Source organism: Streptomyces tyrfis, from assembly GCF_037034285.1.
Taxonomy (GTDB): Bacteria; Actinomycetota; Actinomycetes; order Streptomycetales; family Streptomycetaceae; genus Streptomyces.
In genome coordinates this window covers 169,848-188,409 of sequence record NZ_JBAGJZ010000001.1, presented here as the reverse complement: position 1 = coordinate 188,409, position 18,562 = coordinate 169,848, and the positions used below count along the sequence as shown (strand labels likewise).

Genomic DNA, 18,562 nt, shown 5'->3' with positions numbered 1-18,562 from the left:
GTCCGGCACCGACGGGGCGCGGCGGCCGCACGGCCCGACGACCACCCTCAGGCGGCGCGGGACGCCCACCACCGGTCCGCCAGCACGGCCGCGACGGCGCAGGCCGCCGCGCAGCCCCCGCTCACCGCCGGGCGCGCCGGGACATGCGCCGTGACCGAGGCGGCCACCGACGCGCCCAGCCACCCCGTCGCCGCTCCCACGCACGCGACGGACAGCCGGTCGAACCAGGCCGGTCGGCGCACGCGTCCGTCCGCCCGCCGCCAGCGCATCAGCTGAACGGGCAACAGCAGGGCGAGCACGGACAGAAAGGTGATCAGCGGCGCGTGCAGCGGCCCCGGCAGCGGCAGTTCGTAGGACAGGGTCTGCACCGCGGCCAGCGCCGTCAGCAACGACCCGAGCACCGCGCCCTGCACGACGGTGGTGCGCTGCTGGAGCAGCGCCAGGCGTTGCCGCACGATCGACTCGGTCGTCCGGGAGATCTCGTCGGCCTCCCGCTTGACGGACTCCGCGTGCGCGATGTCGTCGTCGAGCAGGGCGAGGAGCGAACGCCCCAGCGCCGGATCCGGGTCCGGGCCGTCGGCCGGCGGCGGCAGCAGCTCCGCCAGGGAGTCCAGGGTGATCCGCACCGACCGGCGCATGTCGCGGAGGTCCCTCAACGACTGGTTGAGCCCCTGGTCGCCGACGTACAGGGCGGCGATGGACGCGTCCGCGGCGAGCAGCTCGTCCGGGCCTGAACCGGCCGCCAGCACGGCGCCGCACAGCCCCGCCAGCCGCTCCGACGCGGCCGAGAGCCGCGCGCACATCGCCCGGAGGGCCGGCTGGTGCGCGCGGTGCACCGAGGCGTGGTGCCGCAGCCGCGCGCCGCCCTCCAGACAGCGGACGAAGGGCGCGACGGCCCCGGTAGGGGCGATGTGCCACCCCCATGCGTCGAAGGCGTCCTCCCGCGCGGCCGGGCCCACGACGACGGCCGTCCGGACCCGGCCCGGCCCCACCGAGTGCGGGAACGCGACCAGGTACCCGTCGGGGGACCGCCGCCAGCCCCCGCCCGGAGACGCGGACGCCCCGGCCGCGGGCGCGGAGGCCAGCAGACGGTTCAGCGGGCCCGCGCCGGGCCGGGTCCGCCCGCCGTCGAGCACGCGATGGACGTATGTGGTCACGGCCCCCAGCCCCTCGGGCAGCGGCCGCGCCACCGCGTCCCACCGGTCGCGCAGATCCCGCCACGAGACTCCCGGGGCCGGGAACAGCACGGCCAGGACGCCGAGGGCGTCGCCCCGGCGGTACGCGAAGACCTGCGCGGGCGCGGGCCCCGTGGACTGGCACGCCGCCAGCAGCGCGTGCCCGGTGGCGGGACCGGCCGCGGCCGCCGGGGCCAGGGCCGGAAGCCCGGCCGGGCCGAAACGGGGGACCGGCCCGGCCGCGCCCAGCCCGCCGCGCAGCCCGTCCCAGAACCGGCGCACCGAGCGGTCCCCGTTCTCCTCGTCCCGCACGGCCGCCGCCAGCGGCACGAAGACATGGACGATCAGGGCGTGTCCCTCGAAGCGGCTACGTGGCACGGCCGTCGGTGGGGTCCGTCGATCCGGCCCGGGCGCCCGGGGCCGGGGCGTCCGCGGGGTCCGCGCCGGCCACCCGGATGCGGTCCACGAGGTCCTCGACCCGGTCGGCCAGCTCCGGCGGCGGCGGGACCGGATCGCCGGACCCGCCGAGCATGCGCATGCGCTCCGACGGCAGGGAGTCCTCCAGCGCGTACAGGGCGCGCCGCAGGGCGCCCGCGTCCCCGCCGCGCAGGGCGTCGTCCAATTCCCCGAGCGCCAGCTCCACGCCGGCCCACACCCGGGGACCGGCTTCCGTGACCGCGCCCACGGCGGCCAGCAGCGGATCCGCCTCTCCCAACGCCTCCGACCAGTCGGTCACATGGCCCCCGTCCTTCGAATCCTGCCTCAACTCCGTGCCATCATAAGGAGGTTCGGTCCGAGACCCCATTCCATCGCCACTGACACGGAGCGTTCATGACAGGCTCGTCGGGCGACGCGATGACGTTGCGTCAGATGGTCGAGGCGGGGCTGGCGCACTACCGCACCTGGCAGAGCCGCCGGGACCCCGAGGCCCTGCGCACCGCGCTGGGGCTGTGGTCGACGCTCGCGGAGACCGTGCCGCCCGGATCGCCCGTGCGTCCGCCGGTCCTCACCGAGTTCGGCCGGGCGCTGCGCGACTGGGCCCGGCTCACCGGCGACCCCGGGTGGCTCGACCACGCCGTGGCGGCGAGCGCGGAGGCGGCGCGGACCGGTGAGGAACAGGAACACCCCGACCTGGACGAGCAGTTGTCCAATCTGGCCCTCGCCCTCTGGGAACGCTTCGAGCACACGGGCCGCGCGCCCGACCTGGACGAGGCGATCACCGCGGCGCGGCGCAGCGTCGCCCGCACCGCCCGCGACTCGCGGCGCCGCCCCGGCCGTCTCGGCAACCTCGCCCAGCTGCTGCTGCGCCGCTCGGTCCACACGCCGTCGGCGCCGCACGAGGAGGAGGCGTTCGCCGCCACCCGCGCCGCCGCCGCGGCGATGCCCCCGGGACACGATCAGGAGAAGGTCGCGTACTTCCATCTGAGCGAACTCGCGAGGGCCAGGTACAACAGGACCCGGGACCCCGCCGATCTCGACCTGGCGATCGGGGCGGCCCGCCATGTGATCGGCGCGACCACCCCGGACGAGCCCCGCCACCGGCTGGCGTGGGCGGGGCTGGCCCGGATGCTGCTCGCGAGGAACGGCCGCCCGCGGCACGCCGGGGCCGGCGCCCCGGCGGACGACCTGGACGAGGCGGTCCGGGCGGCCCGGCGGGCCGTCGAACTGGACGTGCCGGACGATCCGGAGCTCGGGAGCTGCCGCCTGCTGCTGGCCGGGAGCCTGCTGTCCCGGTGCGGGAGCCCGCCGGACCCGGCGGACCTGGACGAGGCGGCGGCGCTGTGCGAACGGCTCATGGCGGAGTACGCCGGCACCTCCCAGGAAGGAACGGTGCGCGCGCACCGCGCCCTGTGCTTCCTGTTCCGGCACCAGCTGACCGGTGACGCCCGCGACCTCCGGTCCGCCGTCGGCCTCTTCCGGTCCGCCGTCCGCATGCTGCGGGACGCCGACCACCTGACGGAGGCCGTACTGGACCTCGGGGCGAGCCTCTACACGCTCTACCACGACCACACCGGGAGCGCGTCGGACCTGGACGAGGCGATCGAGGCCGTGCGCCGGGGCGTGGAACTGAGCCGCGGCGCACGCCGGAGCGTGGCCCTGGCGATGCTCGGCGAGTCGCTGTGCCGGCGCTTCGAGGACCGGGGGGACCGGAACGACCTGGACGAAGCGGTGGCGGCGGGCCTCCGGGCCGAGCGCGGCGCACCCGCCGGAAGCACGCACCGCCCGCTCGTCCTGAACCTGGCGGGCGGCGTGCTGCGGGTGCGGGCCCTGCACACCGGTGACCCGGCGGACTTCGACCGTGCCGTCGCCATGACCGGCGAATGCGTGACGGGCCATCCGGAGGAGGGCCCGGAGCGGGCCACCGCGCTGATCGGTCACGGCGGCGCCCTGCAGGCCAGGTACGAACACCGGGGAAGGTTCGAGGACCTGCGGGCCGCCGTGGACGTCAAGCGCGAGGCGGTCCGGGGCTGCGGGGACGGCACCACGCTGCGGGCCATGGGCCTCAACGCACTGGGACTCTCCCTGCTGGCCCGGTTCGAGCACACCGGCGACGGCGCCGACCTGGCGGCCGCCGTGGACGCCTGCGACGAGTCCGTGCGGACCGTGCCGGACGGCCACCCCCTCCTGGACCGGTACCTGGCGAACCTGAGCCTGGCGCTGCTGAGCGCCCACCGGCGTCACGGCCGCCCCGGCGACCTGGACCGGGCGGTCGAGACCGCCCGGCTCGCGGTCGAGGCGACCCCGCCCGGCTCGCACCGCCGGTCGATGAACCTGTCCAACCTCGGGATCGCCGCGATGAACCGCTTCGACGTCTCGACGGACGAGGAGGACCTCAACACCGCGATCCGGGCCATGCGGGAGGCGTCCGACAGCGCCCCGGACGACCACCCCGACCAGGTGAAGTTCCTGTCGAACCTGGAGGGCATGCTGCGCCGCCGGTACCGCGGTCTCGGCCGGGAGCGCGATCTGCGCGAGGCGCTGGAGGCGGGCCGCCGCGCCGTCGCGCGCTGCCCGGCCGACCACGCGAGCAGGGCCGGTTGCCTGCTCGGCCTCGGAAGCACGCTCCGCACGGCCGGTCTGCGGGCCGAGGCGGCGGACGCCTTCCGCGAGGCCGCGCTCCTGCCCACCGGACCGATGACGGTACGGCTGCCGGCGGCCATGGAGTGGGGCCGGACCGCCGCCGCGGACGGGCGGTGGACCGAGGCCGCGGAGGGCTACGGCCACGCGGTCCGGCTGCTGCCCCAGGCCGCCTGGCACGGCCTGGACCGGGAGGACCGCGAATGGTTCCTGGCCGACGCCAACGGCCTGGCCTCGGACGCCGCGGCCGCCGCCATCGAGCTGGGCGACCCGGAAGCGGCGGTGGAACTGCTGGAACTGGGACGGGGCGTCCTCCTGGCACAGGCCCTCGACGCCCGCACCGAACTGGACGAACTCCGGGCCCTGGACGCCGCGCTGGCCGACCGCATGGCGGAGGTCCGGCGCCTGCTCGACCGCGCGGGCGCCGCCACCGGCCGGGGCGACGCACGGGAGACCACGGCGCTCGCGCCCGCCTCGGAGACGCGGGGGCGGCGCGAGGCCGCCGCCGAATGGGACCGACTGCTGGTACGGGCCAGGGAGCTGATCCCGGAGTTCCTGCTGCCGCCCCCGTACCACCGCCTGCGCGAGGCCGCGTGCGACGGACCCGTCGTGATCGTCAACATCGGCGCGCACCGCTGCGACGCCCTCGTCGTGGACGCCCGGCAGGACGCGCCGCCCCGGCTCGTCCGGCTGGACCGGGTCACCCGGGAAGCGGTCGACGACCGGGCCCGGCAGCTGATCGACGCCTTCCGCGGCGACGACGACACCACCGCGCGGGAGCAGAACGAGGTCCTGGGACCGCTGCTGGGCCGGCTCTGGGAGGACATCGCCGGACCGGTCCTGGACGCGCTGTACTGGCCGGCGCGCCCGGCGGAGGGGGAGGAGCCGCGCCTGTGGTGGTGTCCGACCGGCGCGCTCACCCTGCTCCCCCTGCACGCGGCGGGCCCCCACCCGCCCGCCGGAAGCGCCCCGGGCGGCCCCGCGCCGGTCCCCGCCGGTCTCCTCGACCGCGCCGTCTGCTCGTACGCCCCGACCCTGCGCGCCCTGGTGGCCGCCCGGAACCGACCCGCGCCCGCCACCGGGGGCCTGCTCGGGGTCGCCGTGCCCAGCGCCCCGGGCATGGCGCAGCTGCGCCATGCGGCGCCGGAAGTCGGCTCGCTGCGCGAGGAGTTCCCCGGCATGACCGCGCTCATCGGCCCCCTGGCCACCCGCGCCGCCGTCCTGGAACAGCTCCGGCACCACAGCCGGCTCCACTTCGCCGGACACGGCTCGCAGTACTCGCTCGCCGGCGGCGCGCTGCACTGCACGGACGCGGCGATCAGCCTGCGCGACGTGATCGCCCTCCGGCTCTCCGGCGCCGAACTGGCCTTTCTCTCCGCGTGCGAGACGGCCCGCGGCATCACGGGCCTGGCCGACGAGTTCGCCCACCTGGCGGGCGGGCTCAACATCGCCGGCTTCAGCCATGTCATCGCCACCCAGTGGTCCATCAGCGACCTGCGCGCCCCCCAGGTCGCCCGGGACTTCTACCGCGCGCTCCGGTCCCGCCCGCCCACCGCGAACGGCGGGCTCCCCGCGGCCTCCGCCCTGCGCACCGCGGTCCTCCGCCTCCGCGCCGCCCGCCCGGAGGCCCCGGCCCTCTGGGCCCCGTACATCCACACCGGCCCCTGACGGCGCTGAAGGAGTCCGGGTGACGGACGTACGGCCCGGCGGGCGCACGCGCGACCTCATCGCGGCCATGGCCCGCACCGGCCGGGAACGCGGGTGAGGGCCGCCGCCCCGGTCACGGGGTGGCGGCCCTCACTGTCGTCGCGCGTGCCGGCGGATCACTTCGGCGGTGCGTGCGCGGTGCGCACACCGCGCGCCGGGCAGCGGCTCGCGCCGTCGGGACGCGCCGCGCCTCCTACAGGTCGAAGTACAGCTCGAACTCGTGCGGGTGCGGGCGCAGCTGGATCGGGGCGATCTCGTTCTCGCGCTTGTAGTCGATCCAGGTCTCGATCAGGTCGGCCGTGAAGACGCCGCCGGCCTGGAGGTACTCGTTGTCCGCCTCCAGCGCGTCCAGGACGGCCGGGAGGGAGGTCGGGACCTGCTGGACGTTGGCGTGCTCCTCGGGAGCCAGCTCGTAGAGGTCCTTGTCGATCGGCTCGGCGGGCTCGATCTTGTTCTTGACGCCGTCGAGACCGGCCATCAGCAGCGCGGAGAAGGCCAGGTACGGGTTGGACGACGGGTCCGGGGCGCGGAACTCGACGCGCTTGGCCTTCGGGTTGGCGCCGGTGATCGGGATGCGCATCGCGGCGGAGCGGTTGCGCTGCGAGTACACCAGGTTGACCGGGGCCTCGAAGCCGGGGACCAGGCGGTGGTAGGAGTTCACCGTCGGGTTGGTGAAGGCCAGCAGCGACGGGGCGTGCTTCAGGATGCCGCCGATGTAGTAGCGGGCGGTGTCCGAGAGGCCCGCGTAGCCCTGCTCGTCGTAGAAGAGCGGCGTGCCGCCGGCCCACAGGGACTGGTGGACGTGCATGCCCGAGCCGTTGTCGCCGAAGATCGGCTTCGGCATGAAGGTCGCGGTCTTGCCGTTGCGCCAGGCGACGTTCTTCACGATGTACTTGAAGAGCATCAGGTCGTCGGCGGCGGCCAGCAGCGTGTTGAACTTGTAGTTGATCTCGGCCTGGCCGGCGGTGCCGACCTCGTGGTGCTGGCGCTCGATCTCCAGGCCGCTCTTCTCCAGCTCCAGCGACATCTCGGCGCGCAGGTCGGCGAAGTGGTCGACCGGCGGGACCGGGAAGTAGCCGCCCTTGTAGCGGACCTTGTAGCCGCGGTTGTTCTCCAGCGCGCCGGTGTTCCAGGCGCCGGCCTCGGAGTCGATGTGGTAGAAGCTCTCGTTCGCCGAGGTCTGGAAGCGGACGCTGTCGAAGACGTAGAACTCGGCCTCGGGGCCGAAGTAGGCGGTGTCGGCGATGCCGGTGGAGGCCAGGTACGCCTCCGCCTTCCTGGCCACGTTGCGCGGGTCGCGGCTGTACTGCTCGCCGGTGATCGGGTCGTGGATGAAGAAGTTGATGTTGACCGTCTTGTCGCGGCGGAACGGGTCGACGCGGGCGGTCGACAGGTCCGCGCGCAGCGCCATGTCGGACTCGTGGATGGCTTGGAAGCCGCGGATCGACGAGCCGTCGAAGGCGAGGTCCTCGGCCGGGTCGAAGGTCGCCGCCGGGACCGTGACGTGCTGCATCACCCCGGGAAGGTCGCAGAATCGGACGTCGATGAACTTGACGTCCTCCTCGGCGATGTACTTCTTCGCTTCGTCGGCGTTCTGGAACATCCAACTCCTCCTACTCCCGGCCCGGGAGGGACGGGGTTGTGGCCCATCGTGCGGCCAGTGTGCGGTGGCACGCGTTGGCCCCGACCATAGGCAGACCGGATTTCTCAATCATGACCCATTTGTTTCGCAGAAGTTAACCGGGACGTGCCCGGGCGGTGCTGCGTGGCCGGTTCGGAGCCGTCGGCCGGGCCCGCCCACCGGGCGGGCCCGGCCGACGGGCGGGCGCACGGGCACGTCCGGCGGGGGGACGGGGCGGCACGGGCGCGCGGCGGCCCCGCCCGGCAGGGGGCGCGGGCGGGCGCAGTACCGTGGTCGGGTGGACAAGAGGCAAGTAATCGGATCGTGGCTCTCCGGACCGCGCGCGACCGCCGAGGAGATGGGGGTCGACTTCGGCCACCGGGGCAAGCGCCTCGGCCTGCCGGAGAACGGGCCGGGGTCCGTGGCGCCGCTGGGCAGGCGTTTCGGCGCCCTCTTCATCGACTGGGCCCTGTGCATGCTGATCGCGTACGGACTGTTCGCGCGCGGCGACCAGCAGGCGGCCGGGAACTGGGCGCTCGGCGTCTTCTTCGCGATGAGCGTGCTCACCGTGGGGACCATCGGCTGCACGCCCGGCAAGCGCGTCCTGGGCATCAGGGTCGTCGCCGAGAACGGCGGCCGGCTCACCCTCGGACGCGTCGTCGTCCGCTGCGCCCTGCTGTGCCTGGCCGTCCCCGCGCTGGTCTGGGACCGCGACGGGCGGGGCCTGCACGATCGGCTGGCCCGCGCGGTCCAGGTCCGTATCTGATCCACCGCGGTCACGGCGAAGGCCGAGGGGCGTGACCGGGCCCCGGGGCCCGGGGCCGCCGGTGAGCCCCGGGGAGGACCGCCGGTCGTGCGGAAGAACGACGAGGGCGGGGCGAACGACGAGGGCCGGAGAACGACGAGGGCGGGGCGTGAACCGAACCGGTTCACGCCCCGCCCTCGTCCCGTTCCGCCCGTCGGGCGTCAGCGCATCTTCCCGCCGCGCGGCATCCGCATGTTCTTCGGCATCGGCCCCTTGGGCAGCGGCATGTTGCTCATCAGATCGCCCATCGCGCGCAGCCGGTCGTTGGCGACCGTCACCTGCGGGCCGGTCAGCACGCGCGGCAGCTTCAGCATCGTGGTGCGCAGCTTCTTCAGCGGCACCTGACCCTCGTCGTCGCCGACGATGATGTCGTGCACCGGCACGTCCACCAGGATGCGCGCCATCTTCTTCTTCTCGGCGGCGAGCAGCGGCTTCACCCGGTTCGGGTTGCCCTCGGCGACGAGCACGATGCCCGCCTTGCTCACCGCGCGGTGGACGACGTCCTGGCTGCGGTTCATCGCGACCGCGGGGGTCGTGGTCCAGCCGCGGCCCACCCGGTCGAGCACCGCCGCCGCGGCGCCCGGCTGCCCCTCCATCTGCCCGAAGGCCGCGCGCTCGGCACGCCGCCCGAAGACGATCGCCATCGCGAGGAGGGCCAGCACGAAGCCCAGGATCCCCAGATAGACCGGGTGGCCGATCAGGAAACCGACTCCGAGGAGGACACCGAAGGTGACGATTCCCACGCCCGCGACGACAAGACCGACCTTGGGATCCGTCCGCCGGGTCATCTTGTAGGTCAGGGCGATCTGCTTGAGCCGCCCCGCGTTCTCGACGCTGTCCGCGCCTTCAGTTTTTGCCTTCCTCGCCATGTACAGAAGTTTACGTGGCTCAGGAACGACGGTCGGCCGCGGCCTCCAGTACGTGCTCGGCCTCCACCCGGTCCTTGGCGCGGCGCCGGTCCTCCAGGACGGCGGTCCAGGCGTTGCGGCGGGCCGTGCGCTGGCCGCCGGCCAGCAGCAGCGACTCGACGGCGCGGAGGGCGTGGGTGACGGAGGGGACGGCGGTGGCGCGTACCGGCACGGCCTGCATCGTGGAGATCTCCTCGGAGCGCGTGTGCGGACTGGGGCGTGGAACCGGCCGACCGGAGCCGGCCGCGCCCGGCCGCGTCGCGCGGAGCGGGGCGGCGGGCGCGCCGGACGCGGGACGCGGCGGCGACGGCGGCGACGGCAGAGCCGGCGCGCGCCCTGGGCATCCAGCGTCACCGCCTGGTGTTACCAGCGCGTGACCGGTCGGTCAAACACCAATGAACCCCCGAACCGCCCCCGGCGCACGCCGAGGCGGCCCATCCGCGCCTCTGACCTGCGAGGAGCGCATGGGCCGCCGGAGCCGCCCGTTACTGGGCGGTAGGCTCTTGTGAGCGGATTCACACGGTGGGGGCCGCCGCGGCGGCGCCACGCCGCTCCATCGCCTGCTGGAAGAGCCGGCCCGCGCGGTACGAGGAGCGGACCAGCGGCCCGGACATCACGCCGGAGTAGCCGATCGCGTCCGCCTCGTCCTTCAGCTCCACGAACTCCTGCGGCTTGACCCAGCGCTCGACCGGGTGGTGGCGCACCGACGGGCGCAGGTACTGCGTGATCGTGATCAGTTCGCACCCGGCGTCGTACAGGTCCTGGAGCGCCTCGCTGACCTCCTCGCGGGTCTCGCCCATGCCGAGGATCAGGTTGGACTTGGTCACCAGGCCGGCCTCCCGGGCCCGCGTGATGACCTCCAGGGAGCGCTCGTAACGGAAGCCGGGACGAATCCGCTTGAAGATCCGCGGCACCGTCTCCACGTTGTGCGCGAGCACCTCGGGGCGCGCGGAGAAGACCTCCGCGAGCTGCTCGGGCACCGCGTTGAAGTCGGGGATCAGCAGCTCGACCTTGGTGCGGCCGGCCTCCCGCTCCGCGGTCAGCGCGTGGATCTGGCGCACGGTCTCCGCGTACAGCCAGGCGCCGCCGTCCTCCAGGTCGTCGCGGGCGACGCCGGTGATGGTGGCGTAGTTCAGGTCCATCGTGACGACGGACTCGCCGACCCTGCGCGGCTCGTCCCGGTCCAGCGCCTGCGGCTTGCCCGTGTCGATCTGGCAGAAGTCGCAGCGCCGGGTGCACTGGTCGCCGCCGATGAGGAACGTGGCCTCGCGGTCCTCCCAGCACTCGAAGATGTTGGGGCAGCCGGCCTCCTGGCACACCGTGTGCAGGCCCTCGCTCTTCACGAGCTTCTGCAACTGGTTGTACTCGGGGCCCATCTTCGCCCGGGTCTTGATCCACTCGGGCTTGCGCTCGATGGGGGTCTGGCTGTTCCGGACCTCCAGGCGCAGCATCTTGCGCCCGTCGGGTGCGACAGCGGACACTCCGGCACTCCCCTTTGCTTTCACTGCACTGGTTGCTTCGGTTGCTTCGGCTTTGGATTCTTCGGCGGACACCAGGGTACGCCCGTGATTCGCACGGCCTTACGTCCGGCCAACCTGTGGCCGACGGGGCCTATTCCCGGCCGGTCCCGCTCCGGCGGCCCCGCCGGGCCGGGCGGCCCGTCCGCGGCGGGGCTCCCGGGCCCCCGGCCGCCGGGACGTCATGCCGTGGCCGCGGCGTTCGTCGGGCGCTCGACGGGTCGCGGGGCGAGCACCGCGTTCTCCAGGACGTCCCGCAGGTGCTTCTCGGCCACCGGCAGCACCTCCGCGATGGTGATGTCGCGGCCCAGTTCGTACGCGAGCGACGTGACGCCCGCGTCCCGGATGCCGCACGGCACGATGCGGTCGAACCAGGTGTTGTCCGGGTTCACGTTGAGCGCGAAGCCGTGCATCGTCACGCCCTTGGCCACCCGGATGCCGATCGCGGCCAGCTTGCGGTCCTCGCGGCGCTGGCCGGCGTTGGACGGGGCGTACTCGGGGCCGTTCAGCCGGGGGTCGAACTCCTCGTCCCGCAGCCGCGGGTCGAAGTCGAGGGAGAGGCCGCCGAGCGCCGGGCGGTCCTCGACCGGGTCGCCGAGCACCCAGACCCCGCTGCGGCCCTCGACCCGGGAGGTCTCCAGGCCGAATTCGGCGGCGGTGCGGATCAGCGCCTCCTCCAGGCGGCGGACGTGCGCGACCACGTCCACGGGCCGGGGCAGCTTCTGGATCGGGTAGCCGACCAGCTGGCCCGGGCCGTGCCAGGTGATCTTGCCGCCGCGGTCCACGTCGATGACCGGGGTGCCGTCCAGCGGGCGCTCGCTGTCGGTCGTGCGCCGTCCCGCCGTGTAGACGGGCGGGTGCTCCAGCAGCAGACAGGTGTCGGGGACGGCGTCCTCGAACCTGGCCGCGTGCACCTCGCGCTGCTTCTGCCACGCCGCCTGGTAGTCGACGGCTTCCTCGCCGAATCCCAGCCGGACGAACCGGAGCTCGGTCACGACAGACGCCTCCCTACTCGTGGTGCCGGGAGCCGGGAGAACCCGGAGCGGCCGTCACCTCGCACTGAATCAGCCCCGAGCCACTGTACGTCCGGCCGCCGGTCGGCGGACCGGCAGGTCGTTCCCGTCAGCGCCGCCCTCAATCCTCACACGATCGGATGAAAGCGAAGCGAAGGTGGCTTTGACCTCGGCAGAGGCCGCTAAATTCGCGCCGTTCCATTAGGGCTGCCCGCCCGGCCCCGAAGGCAGGAGACCGTACAGCTGATGTCGGAACGACCTCCGCAGCGCACCCCCAACCGCCGACTCGCCTCGCTCATCTCGGAGGCGGGCTTCTCCCACGCCGGTCTGGCCCGCAGGGTGGACCAACTGGGCCTGGAGCACGGCCTCGACCTGCGGTACGACAAGACCTCCGTGACCCGCTGGCTGCGCGGTCAGCAGCCGCGCGGCACCACCCCCGCGCTGATCGCCGAGGTCTTCACCCGGAGACTCGGCCGTCGGCTCTCCGCGCAGGACCTGGGCCTCGACGCGTGCGCTCCCGTCTACGCGGGTCTGGAGTTCGCGGCCACGCCCGCCGAGGCGGTCGACATCGTCAGCGGACTGTGGCGGAAGGACTCGGGCAGCCACGCCGAACTGCGCAAGATCGCCTTCACCCCGGCGGGGCTGGTGGTGCCCAGCCGGGACTGGCTGATCGGCCGGGCCGACGAGCGGGTCGGGCGGGGGAGCGAGCCCGCCGTGCCGGAGCCGGGCGACGCGGCCGGCGGCCGTGCGCCCGAGGGGGCCCGAGGGACGCGCGGGGCCGGTGGGCCGTACGGGACCGGAGCACAGGGGGCGCTCGGGTCGCACGGAACGCACGGGACCGGCGGCGCGCCCGGCGGTCACGGCCGGACGCGCGGTCCGGCCCCGGCCCGCCCCACCGGCCCGGCCGCGCCCACCGGGTCCCCCCTCGGGCTGCCCGGCGGCCCCGCCGTGCCCCGGCAGCGGCAGACCGAGCGGAGCCCCGGCCAGCGGGTCGGCTGCGGGGACGTCGCCGCCCTCCGCTCGGTCGGCGAGCTCTTCCGCACCCTGGACCACACCTACGGCGGCGGCCACGCCCGGCAGGCCCTGGTCCGCTATCTGGAGCACGAGGCGGAGCCGATGCTCCGGGGGACGTACGGGGAGAGCACCGGGCGCCGGCTCTTCTCCGCCGCCGCCGACCTGACCCGGCTGGCCGGCTGGACCTCGTACGACATCGCGGCCCACGGCCTGGCCCAGCGGTACTTCGTCCAGGCGCTGCGGCTGGCCCAGGCCGCCGGGGACCGCGCGTACGGCAGCTACGTCCTGGTCACCATGAGCCGGCAGGCGGTCTACCTCGGGCACGGCAGGGAAGCCGTGCAGCTGGCCCGGGTCGCCCAGCAGGGCATCGGCTCGTCCGCGCCGCCCGTCGTGCAGGCCCTGCTGCACGCCGTCGAGGCGCGCGGCCATGGGGTGCTCGGCGACGCCAGGTCCTGCACCGCCTCGCTGGCGCGGGCGGAACGCGCGCTGGAGATCGCCCGTCCCGGGGACGAGGTGCCGCACTGGGCGCGGTACTTCGACGAGGCGCAGCTCGCCGACGAGTTCGGCCACTGCCACCGGGACCTCCAGCAGTACCGGACGGCGGCGCAGCACGCGGAGCGCTCCCTCCAGCTGCGTGCCCCGATGTACGCCCGCAGCCGGCTGTTCTGCCGGGTCGTGCTGGCCTGCGCGCGGCTCGGGCTCGGCGAGCTGGACCAGGCGTGCCTGCTGGGAGCCGAGGCCGCCCAGCAGGCGACGGAGATGCGGTCGGCGCGGGCCACGGAGTACGTACGGGACTTCGAGCGCCGCCTGGAGCCCTACCGGGACGCGGCGGCGGTGCGCGGCTACCGCGAACGGGTCGCCGCGCTGGGCTGAGCGGGACCGGGACGGCGCGCCGGAACCGGGGCCGGGCCGACGGCTCGTCAGGCCGCTTCGGGCAGCGCCCGGCCGCCCCGGTCGCCGCGCCCGTCGCCGCCTCCGTGCCCCGGCCGCACGCCGAGGTCGGTGAGGATCGCCTCGGCCGCGCGGCGCCCCGAGAACAGGGCGCCCTGGACCGTGCTGGTGTCCCGGTGGTCGCCGCACACGTACAGCCCGGCGAGCAGCCGGACCGGGCGGCGCAGGTCGTGCGGCGCGGGCATCGCGGGCACGGCCTCGGGGTCGTGATGGGCGGCCAGCAGCTCCCAGTCGTCGGTGGGCATGCCGTACAGGACGGCGAGATGGGCGCGGACCGCGCGGTCCAGGTCCGGCGGCGGGGCGCCGAGCACCGTCGAGCTGATCAGCGTCCGGCCGTGCGGAGCGCGCGAGGGGTCGACCGCGCTCATCACCGCGGTGTGCGCGACCGGGCCCGACCGGTCGGCGCTGAGCAACAGTGAGGCACCGGTCTGCGGGGACACCGGGGCGGTGTGATGAAGCACCGTCACCGGGTGGAAGGTCGGCACCCGCAGACCGGGCAGCAATGCGGCGGCGGCGCCGGCGCCGGTCGCCAACAACAGGGAACGGCAGCCGAGTTCACCGTGCTCCTTGGTGCGGACCGAGGTGATGTCGGCGGCCGTGACATGCACGCCCGTGCGTATGGCGCCGGGCGGCAGGGCGGCCGCGAGCAGCTCCGGCAGCCTGCCCGAGCCGCCCGCGGGCACGCACAGCCTGCCCCGCGCGTAGTCGCGCAGGACGAGGTCGGCGCACCGGCTGGACGTGGTGAGCTCCGGGTCGCTGAGCAGCGCGGACAGCAGGGGGCGCAGGAAGCCGTCGACCGTACGGGAGGGCAGGCCCCGATGGGACAGCGCGGCGAGCGCGTCCTGCTCGGGCCGGGCCAGGATGCGGGACGCCGGGGTCGCCGCGAGCCGGCTCAGGGCGGCGCCCAGCCGGGCCTGGTCGATCGGCCCGCCCATCGGCGGTCGGGGGGAGCTCGCCAGGGCGCGCGCCGCCTTGAACGCGCCCCGCGCGCCCCGGACATCACCGGTCCGGTACTGACGGCCCTCGCTGTGGACGAGCAGCCCCGGGGCGAAGGTCCGCAGGGCGAGCCCTTCGAGGGCGGGCGTGAGGCGGAGTTCCGGGTAAGCGGTGCTGAGCAGCGGCCCCACGTGATCGAGCAGGAAGCCGTCCGACGCGGTGGTGGTCATCCGCCCGCCGGCCCGGTCGCCCGCCTCCAGCACGCTGACGCTCACTCCCGCGCTGGTCAGCCGGTGGGCGGCCGACAGACCGGCGATCCCGGCCCCGATGATGACGACGTCCGCGTGATGTGCCGAGCTGAGCACGTGCCCTCCCCGAGTCGGCGCGGCCACTGGGAGGCTCTTGCCTCCGACAGGCCCCAGGAATGCCGAGTTCGCAAGGAGATTAGGAGGCCGTACCGGGTCCGGCGCAGACGCGCGCGCCGGGGGCACCGGTGCACGGGGTCGCATGTCCGTCCGATTCGGTGGCGGGTGCGGGCGGCCGTGTGCCCGAGGGGGGCGTCCGGTGTGCGCCGGCGCCGTCGCGGTGCGCGGGGCGCGGCGGGCGGGGTCTCCGGCGGACCGTTCAGCGCAGTGCCGCGCGGATCGCGGCGTCGATGCCCGGGAAGGCGAAGGCGAAGCCGGACTCCAGCAGCCGGCCCGGCAGCACCCGCTGACTGCCCAGCACGTCCTCCGCGAAGTCGCCGAGGACCAGCCGCAGGGCCGGCGCCGGGGCGGTCAGCAGCGTCGGTCGGCGCAGCACCCGGCCCATCGCGGCGGTCACCTCGGCGTTGGTGACCGGGTCGGGACCGGTCAGGTTCACCGGACCGGACAGCGACTCCGTGTCCAGGATGTGCCGCAGCGCTGCGACCTCGTCGTGCAGGGCGATGAAGCTCCAGTACTGGCGCCCGTCGCCCAGCCGTCCGCCGAGCCCCGCCCGGAAGAGCGGGAAGAGCCGCCCCCAGGCCCCGCCCGTGCGGCCGACGACCAGACCGGTGCGGGCGTGCACCGTCCGTACGCCCGCCTCCTGGGCGGCCGCCGTCGCCGCCTCCCACTCCACGCAGACGGACGGCAGGAAGCCCTCGCCGGCCGGGGCGCCCTCGTCGACCGCCCGGTCGCCGGTGTCGCCGTAGTAGCCGATGGCCGAGCCGGACACCAGCACCTTCGGCGGCACGTCCAGCGAGGCGACGGCCTCGGCCACCGCCGTCGTCCCGCGCACCCGGCTGTCCCGGATCTCCCGCTTGTACTCCGGCGTCCAGCGGTGGTCGCCCACCCCGGCCCCGGCGAGATGGACGACGGCGTCGCATCCCACCAGACCGGCCACGTCGACGTACGCGCGCCCGGGGTCCCACTCCACCTCGTCACCGGTCCGTGCCGGGCGCCGCACCAGACGGACCACCTCGTGACCGTCGGCCCGCAGGGAACGCACGAGCGCCGATCCGATGAGTCCGGACGCTCCGCTGACGGCGATTCGGGAGTGCACCATGGCCCCCATCCTGCCGCAGCGGCTCCCGGACGCCTCCCCGGCCGGTCCGAACGGGCGGGTGAGGCTGCGTCCGGGAGGGCGCGGGGGAGGCGGGGAAGCGCGGGGGTACGGCCCCGCCGCCCCGTAAAGGAGCAGACCGGCAGGGGCGGGGCGTGGCACAGTGGCGCGCATGTCAGAGATCCACGCACGCTCCGCGTGTTCCGTACGTCCCGCGGTCCTCGCCGACGAGGCCGCGCTCGGTGAGCTCGACCGCGCCACCTGGTCGACCCTCCACGCGGTGATGCCGAGGCCGCAGCCGCCGTATCCGCCCTTCTTCGACGAGCGCCACCGCCCCGAGGACCTGCTCGTGGCCGAGGCCGCGAACGAGGCGGGGGAGACGGCGATCGCCGGGTACGTCCGGGTCGTTCCGCCGACCCCGCTGGCCTGCAACGCGCACGTGCGTCAGATACAGGGCCTGGCCGTGGCCGACTGGGCGCGCGGCCGGGGCGTCGCCAGGACCCTGCTGCGGGCCGCGTGCGCGGCGGCGCGGGACGAGGGCGCCAACCGGATGACGCTGCGGGTGCTCGGACACAACGCGCCCGCGCGGGCCCTCTACGAGTCGGAGGGGTTCGTCGTCGAGGGCGTGCTGGCCGGCGAGTTCTTCCTGGACGGCCGCTACGTCGACGACATCCTGATGGGCCGCCCGCTCGCCGCCTGATCCCCGTCCCCGGCCCGGCCACCGAACAGCCGCATGCCGCCGATGAGTTCGCGCAGGCAACGCACGGCGAGAACGGCGGGTGAGCCGGGCCCGCTCGTCGGCGCGTCCGTCCGCGCCCAGGACTCCAGCGCCACGCGCACCGCGTCCGTGGCGGCGGCCGCGGCGAGCCTGACCTCCAGCGGGTCCGCGTCCTCGCCCGCCAGCCGGCCCAGCACCGGCAGCAGCTGCTCCTCCGACTCCTGATTGACCCGGTACCAGACGGCGCGCAGCGCCGGGTCGTCCGCCGCCGCCCGCAGCAGCCCGCGCGTCCGTTCGAGCTCCTCGACGGCCTGGTCGTCGGGCATCCGGAGCGCCTCGGAGACCGCCCGTTCCAGCACCCCGGCGAGGGGCTCCCCGGGGTCTGCGGCTTCGAGCAGCGCCCGCCAGCGCTCGGCGCCGCCCCGCAGCAGCGGCCCCACCGCGTCCTGCTTGGAGCGGAAGTACCGGTAGAAGGTGCGCAGCGCGACGCCCGCCCGCCGGGCGATGTCCTCCGCCGTGGTGCCGTCGGGTCCGCGCTCCGCGAAGAGCGCGGCGGCGGCGCGCGCGATGTCCAGCTGGGTCGCCGCCTTGCGGCGCTCGGTGAGGGACGGCTGCTTCGGCTTGGGGCTCACCCCGGCAGACTACCCCGCCCGGACCAGCGCATGCATGAAATGCCGTCGTGGCAAAACGTGCCACCTGGGCGTACGGTGGACATCGATCGGGCCGGTGAGAGAAGGCTTCGAGATATATCGGGATATTCAAGACGGCAGTCGCCGGGATCGGGAGAACAGACATGAACCGCTACGAAGGCCGCCGCGCGCTCGTCACCGGAGCCGGCTCCGGCATCGGACAGGCCACGGTCCACCGCCTCCTCGCGGAGGGCGGCCGGGTCGTCGCCGCCGATGTGAACGAGGCCGGGCTGAGGACCACGTACGCGACGGCCGAGGCGAACGGCGCCGCCGGCCGGCTCACCACCCTCGTCCTCGACATCGCGGACGAGGGCTCGGTCCGGGCGGGCGTCGCCTCCGCCGTGGAGACCCTCGGCGGCCTGGACGTCCTCGTCAACGCGGCCGGGATCCTGCGGTCCGAGCACACCCACAGGACCTCGCTGGAGTTCTTCGACAGGATCATCGCCGTGAACCTCACCGGCACGTTCCTGATGGTCCGTGAGGCGGTGCCGGCGCTGCTGGCGGGCGACGAACCGGTCGTGGTGAACTTCTCCTCCACCTCGGCGAGCTTCGCGCACCCCTACATGTCGGCGTACGCGGCGAGCAAGGGCGGCGTCCAGGCGATGACGCACGCCCTGGCGAGCGAGTACAGCAAGCAGGGGCTGCGGGTCGTGGCCGTCGCCCCGGGCTCGATCTCCTCCGACATGACCAGCGGCACGGGCCCGGGCCTGCCCGCCGACGCCGACATGTCGCTCTTCGCCAAGCTGTCCCCGGCGCTGGGGCAGGGCTTCGCCAGCCCGGACACCGTCGCGGGCGTCGTCGCGATGCTCGGCTCGCGGGACGGGGCGTTCATCACCGGCACCGAGATCCGGATCGACGGCGGCACCCACTTCTGAGCCGGTCGGCGCGCCCGGCGCGCGCGGTGGCATG

Annotated in this window: 15 protein-coding genes; 5 read left to right on the top strand and 10 right to left on the bottom strand. The window is 74.8% G+C overall.

Features of this window, described 5'->3' with window-relative positions; all coding sequences use genetic code 11:
* Positions 1–47: 47 nt before the first annotated feature.
* A complete protein-coding gene (locus WA762_RS00830; protein ID WP_335931846.1) occupies positions 48–1,553 on the bottom strand; it encodes a CATRA conflict system CASPASE/TPR repeat-associated protein in 1,506 nt (501 codons plus the stop codon).
* Entirely contained in the window at positions 1,543–1,911 is a 369-nt protein-coding gene (locus tag WA762_RS00825; RefSeq protein WP_335931844.1) for a CATRA system-associated protein, read from the bottom strand. Before WA762_RS00825 ends, WA762_RS00830 begins: the two co-directional genes overlap by 11 nt.
* Positions 1,912–2,006: 95 nt before the next feature.
* Between WA762_RS00825 and WA762_RS00820 the strand changes: the two genes are divergently transcribed.
* Positions 2,007–5,921 (top strand): CHAT domain-containing protein, encoded by a 3,915-nt coding sequence (locus WA762_RS00820; protein WP_335931841.1) that lies wholly within the window; start codon positions 2,007–2,009, stop codon positions 5,919–5,921.
* 232 nt (positions 5,922–6,153) lie between these two features.
* Here WA762_RS00820 and glnA read toward each other — a convergent pair whose 3' ends face one another.
* Positions 6,154–7,563, bottom strand: coding sequence for a type I glutamate--ammonia ligase (gene glnA / locus WA762_RS00815; protein ID WP_335931839.1), 1,410 nt, complete (start codon positions 7,561–7,563; stop codon positions 6,154–6,156).
* A 316-nt stretch (positions 7,564–7,879) separates the two neighbouring features.
* Between glnA and WA762_RS00810 the strand changes: the two genes are divergently transcribed.
* Positions 7,880–8,347, top strand: a complete 468-nt coding sequence (locus tag WA762_RS00810; RefSeq protein WP_335931837.1) for an RDD family protein — start codon at positions 7,880–7,882, stop codon at positions 8,345–8,347.
* A 200-nt stretch (positions 8,348–8,547) separates the two neighbouring features.
* Here the strand turns inward: WA762_RS00810 and WA762_RS00805 are convergent, their stop codons facing one another.
* From WA762_RS00805 to lipB, 4 genes are all read right to left on the bottom strand, one after another.
* Positions 8,548–9,255 carry a DUF4191 domain-containing protein gene (locus WA762_RS00805; RefSeq protein ID WP_335931835.1) on the bottom strand — a complete coding sequence of 236 codons (708 nt, stop codon included), beginning with the start codon at positions 9,253–9,255 and terminating at the stop codon, positions 8,548–8,550.
* Between the two features lie 19 nt (positions 9,256–9,274).
* Entirely contained in the window at positions 9,275–9,475 is a 201-nt protein-coding gene (locus WA762_RS00800) for an SCO2195 family GlnR-regulated protein (protein ID WP_335931833.1), read from the bottom strand.
* A 334-nt stretch (positions 9,476–9,809) separates the two neighbouring features.
* Entirely contained in the window at positions 9,810–10,775 is a 966-nt protein-coding gene (gene lipA / locus WA762_RS00795; RefSeq protein ID WP_335931831.1) for a lipoyl synthase, read from the bottom strand.
* A 218-nt stretch (positions 10,776–10,993) separates the two neighbouring features.
* Positions 10,994–11,806, bottom strand: a complete 813-nt coding sequence (gene lipB / locus WA762_RS00790; RefSeq protein ID WP_335931828.1) for a lipoyl(octanoyl) transferase LipB — start codon at positions 11,804–11,806, stop codon at positions 10,994–10,996.
* 264 nt (positions 11,807–12,070) lie between these two features.
* Here lipB and WA762_RS00785 point away from each other — a divergent pair, with 264 nt between their 5' ends.
* Positions 12,071–13,711, top strand: coding sequence for a regulator (locus tag WA762_RS00785; protein WP_335931826.1), 1,641 nt, complete (start codon positions 12,071–12,073; stop codon positions 13,709–13,711).
* A gap of 47 nt (positions 13,712–13,758) precedes the next feature.
* Here the strand turns inward: WA762_RS00785 and WA762_RS00780 are convergent, their stop codons facing one another.
* The gene (locus WA762_RS00780) at positions 13,759–15,090 is read right to left on the bottom strand and encodes an NAD(P)/FAD-dependent oxidoreductase (protein ID WP_335931824.1); all 1,332 of its coding nucleotides are present in this window, start codon (positions 15,088–15,090) and stop codon (positions 13,759–13,761) included.
* A gap of 259 nt (positions 15,091–15,349) precedes the next feature.
* Positions 15,350–16,249, bottom strand: coding sequence for a TIGR01777 family oxidoreductase (locus tag WA762_RS00775; protein ID WP_335931822.1), 900 nt, complete (start codon positions 16,247–16,249; stop codon positions 15,350–15,352).
* Between the two features lie 169 nt (positions 16,250–16,418).
* On the opposite strand from WA762_RS00775, the gene WA762_RS00770 reads away from it, so the two are divergent.
* Positions 16,419–16,946, top strand: a complete 528-nt coding sequence (locus tag WA762_RS00770; RefSeq protein WP_335931820.1) for a GNAT family N-acetyltransferase — start codon at positions 16,419–16,421, stop codon at positions 16,944–16,946.
* Here the strand turns inward: WA762_RS00770 and WA762_RS00765 are convergent.
* Positions 16,904–17,596, bottom strand: coding sequence for a TetR family transcriptional regulator (locus WA762_RS00765; RefSeq protein WP_335931818.1), 693 nt, complete (start codon positions 17,594–17,596; stop codon positions 16,904–16,906). The two genes, WA762_RS00770 and WA762_RS00765, sit on opposite strands and share 43 nt — an antisense overlap.
* A 161-nt stretch (positions 17,597–17,757) precedes the next feature.
* On the opposite strand from WA762_RS00765, the gene WA762_RS00760 reads away from it, so the two are divergent.
* Positions 17,758–18,528 (top strand): SDR family NAD(P)-dependent oxidoreductase, encoded by a 771-nt coding sequence (locus WA762_RS00760; RefSeq protein ID WP_335931816.1) that lies wholly within the window; start codon positions 17,758–17,760, stop codon positions 18,526–18,528.
* The last annotated feature ends 34 nt before the right edge of the window (positions 18,529–18,562 follow it).

Excerpts from the sequence above, each read along its gene's own strand:
- WA762_RS00820 (WP_335931841.1), top strand. The coding sequence starts at position 2,007 with ATGACAGGCTCGTCGGGCGACGCGATGACGTTGCGTCAGATGGTCGAG.
- glnA (WP_335931839.1), bottom strand. The coding sequence starts at position 7,563 with ATGTTCCAGAACGCCGACGAAGCGAAGAAGTACATCGCCGAGGAGGAC.
- WA762_RS00805 (WP_335931835.1), bottom strand. The coding sequence starts at position 9,255 with ATGGCGAGGAAGGCAAAAACTGAAGGCGCGGACAGCGTCGAGAACGCG.
- WA762_RS00800 (WP_335931833.1), bottom strand. The coding sequence starts at position 9,475 with ATGCAGGCCGTGCCGGTACGCGCCACCGCCGTCCCCTCCGTCACCCAC.
- WA762_RS00785 (WP_335931826.1), top strand. The coding sequence starts at position 12,071 with ATGTCGGAACGACCTCCGCAGCGCACCCCCAACCGCCGACTCGCCTCG.
- WA762_RS00775 (WP_335931822.1), bottom strand. The coding sequence starts at position 16,249 with ATGGTGCACTCCCGAATCGCCGTCAGCGGAGCGTCCGGACTCATCGGA.
- WA762_RS00770 (WP_335931820.1), top strand. The coding sequence starts at position 16,419 with ATGTCAGAGATCCACGCACGCTCCGCGTGTTCCGTACGTCCCGCGGTC.
- WA762_RS00760 (WP_335931816.1), top strand. The coding sequence starts at position 17,758 with ATGAACCGCTACGAAGGCCGCCGCGCGCTCGTCACCGGAGCCGGCTCC.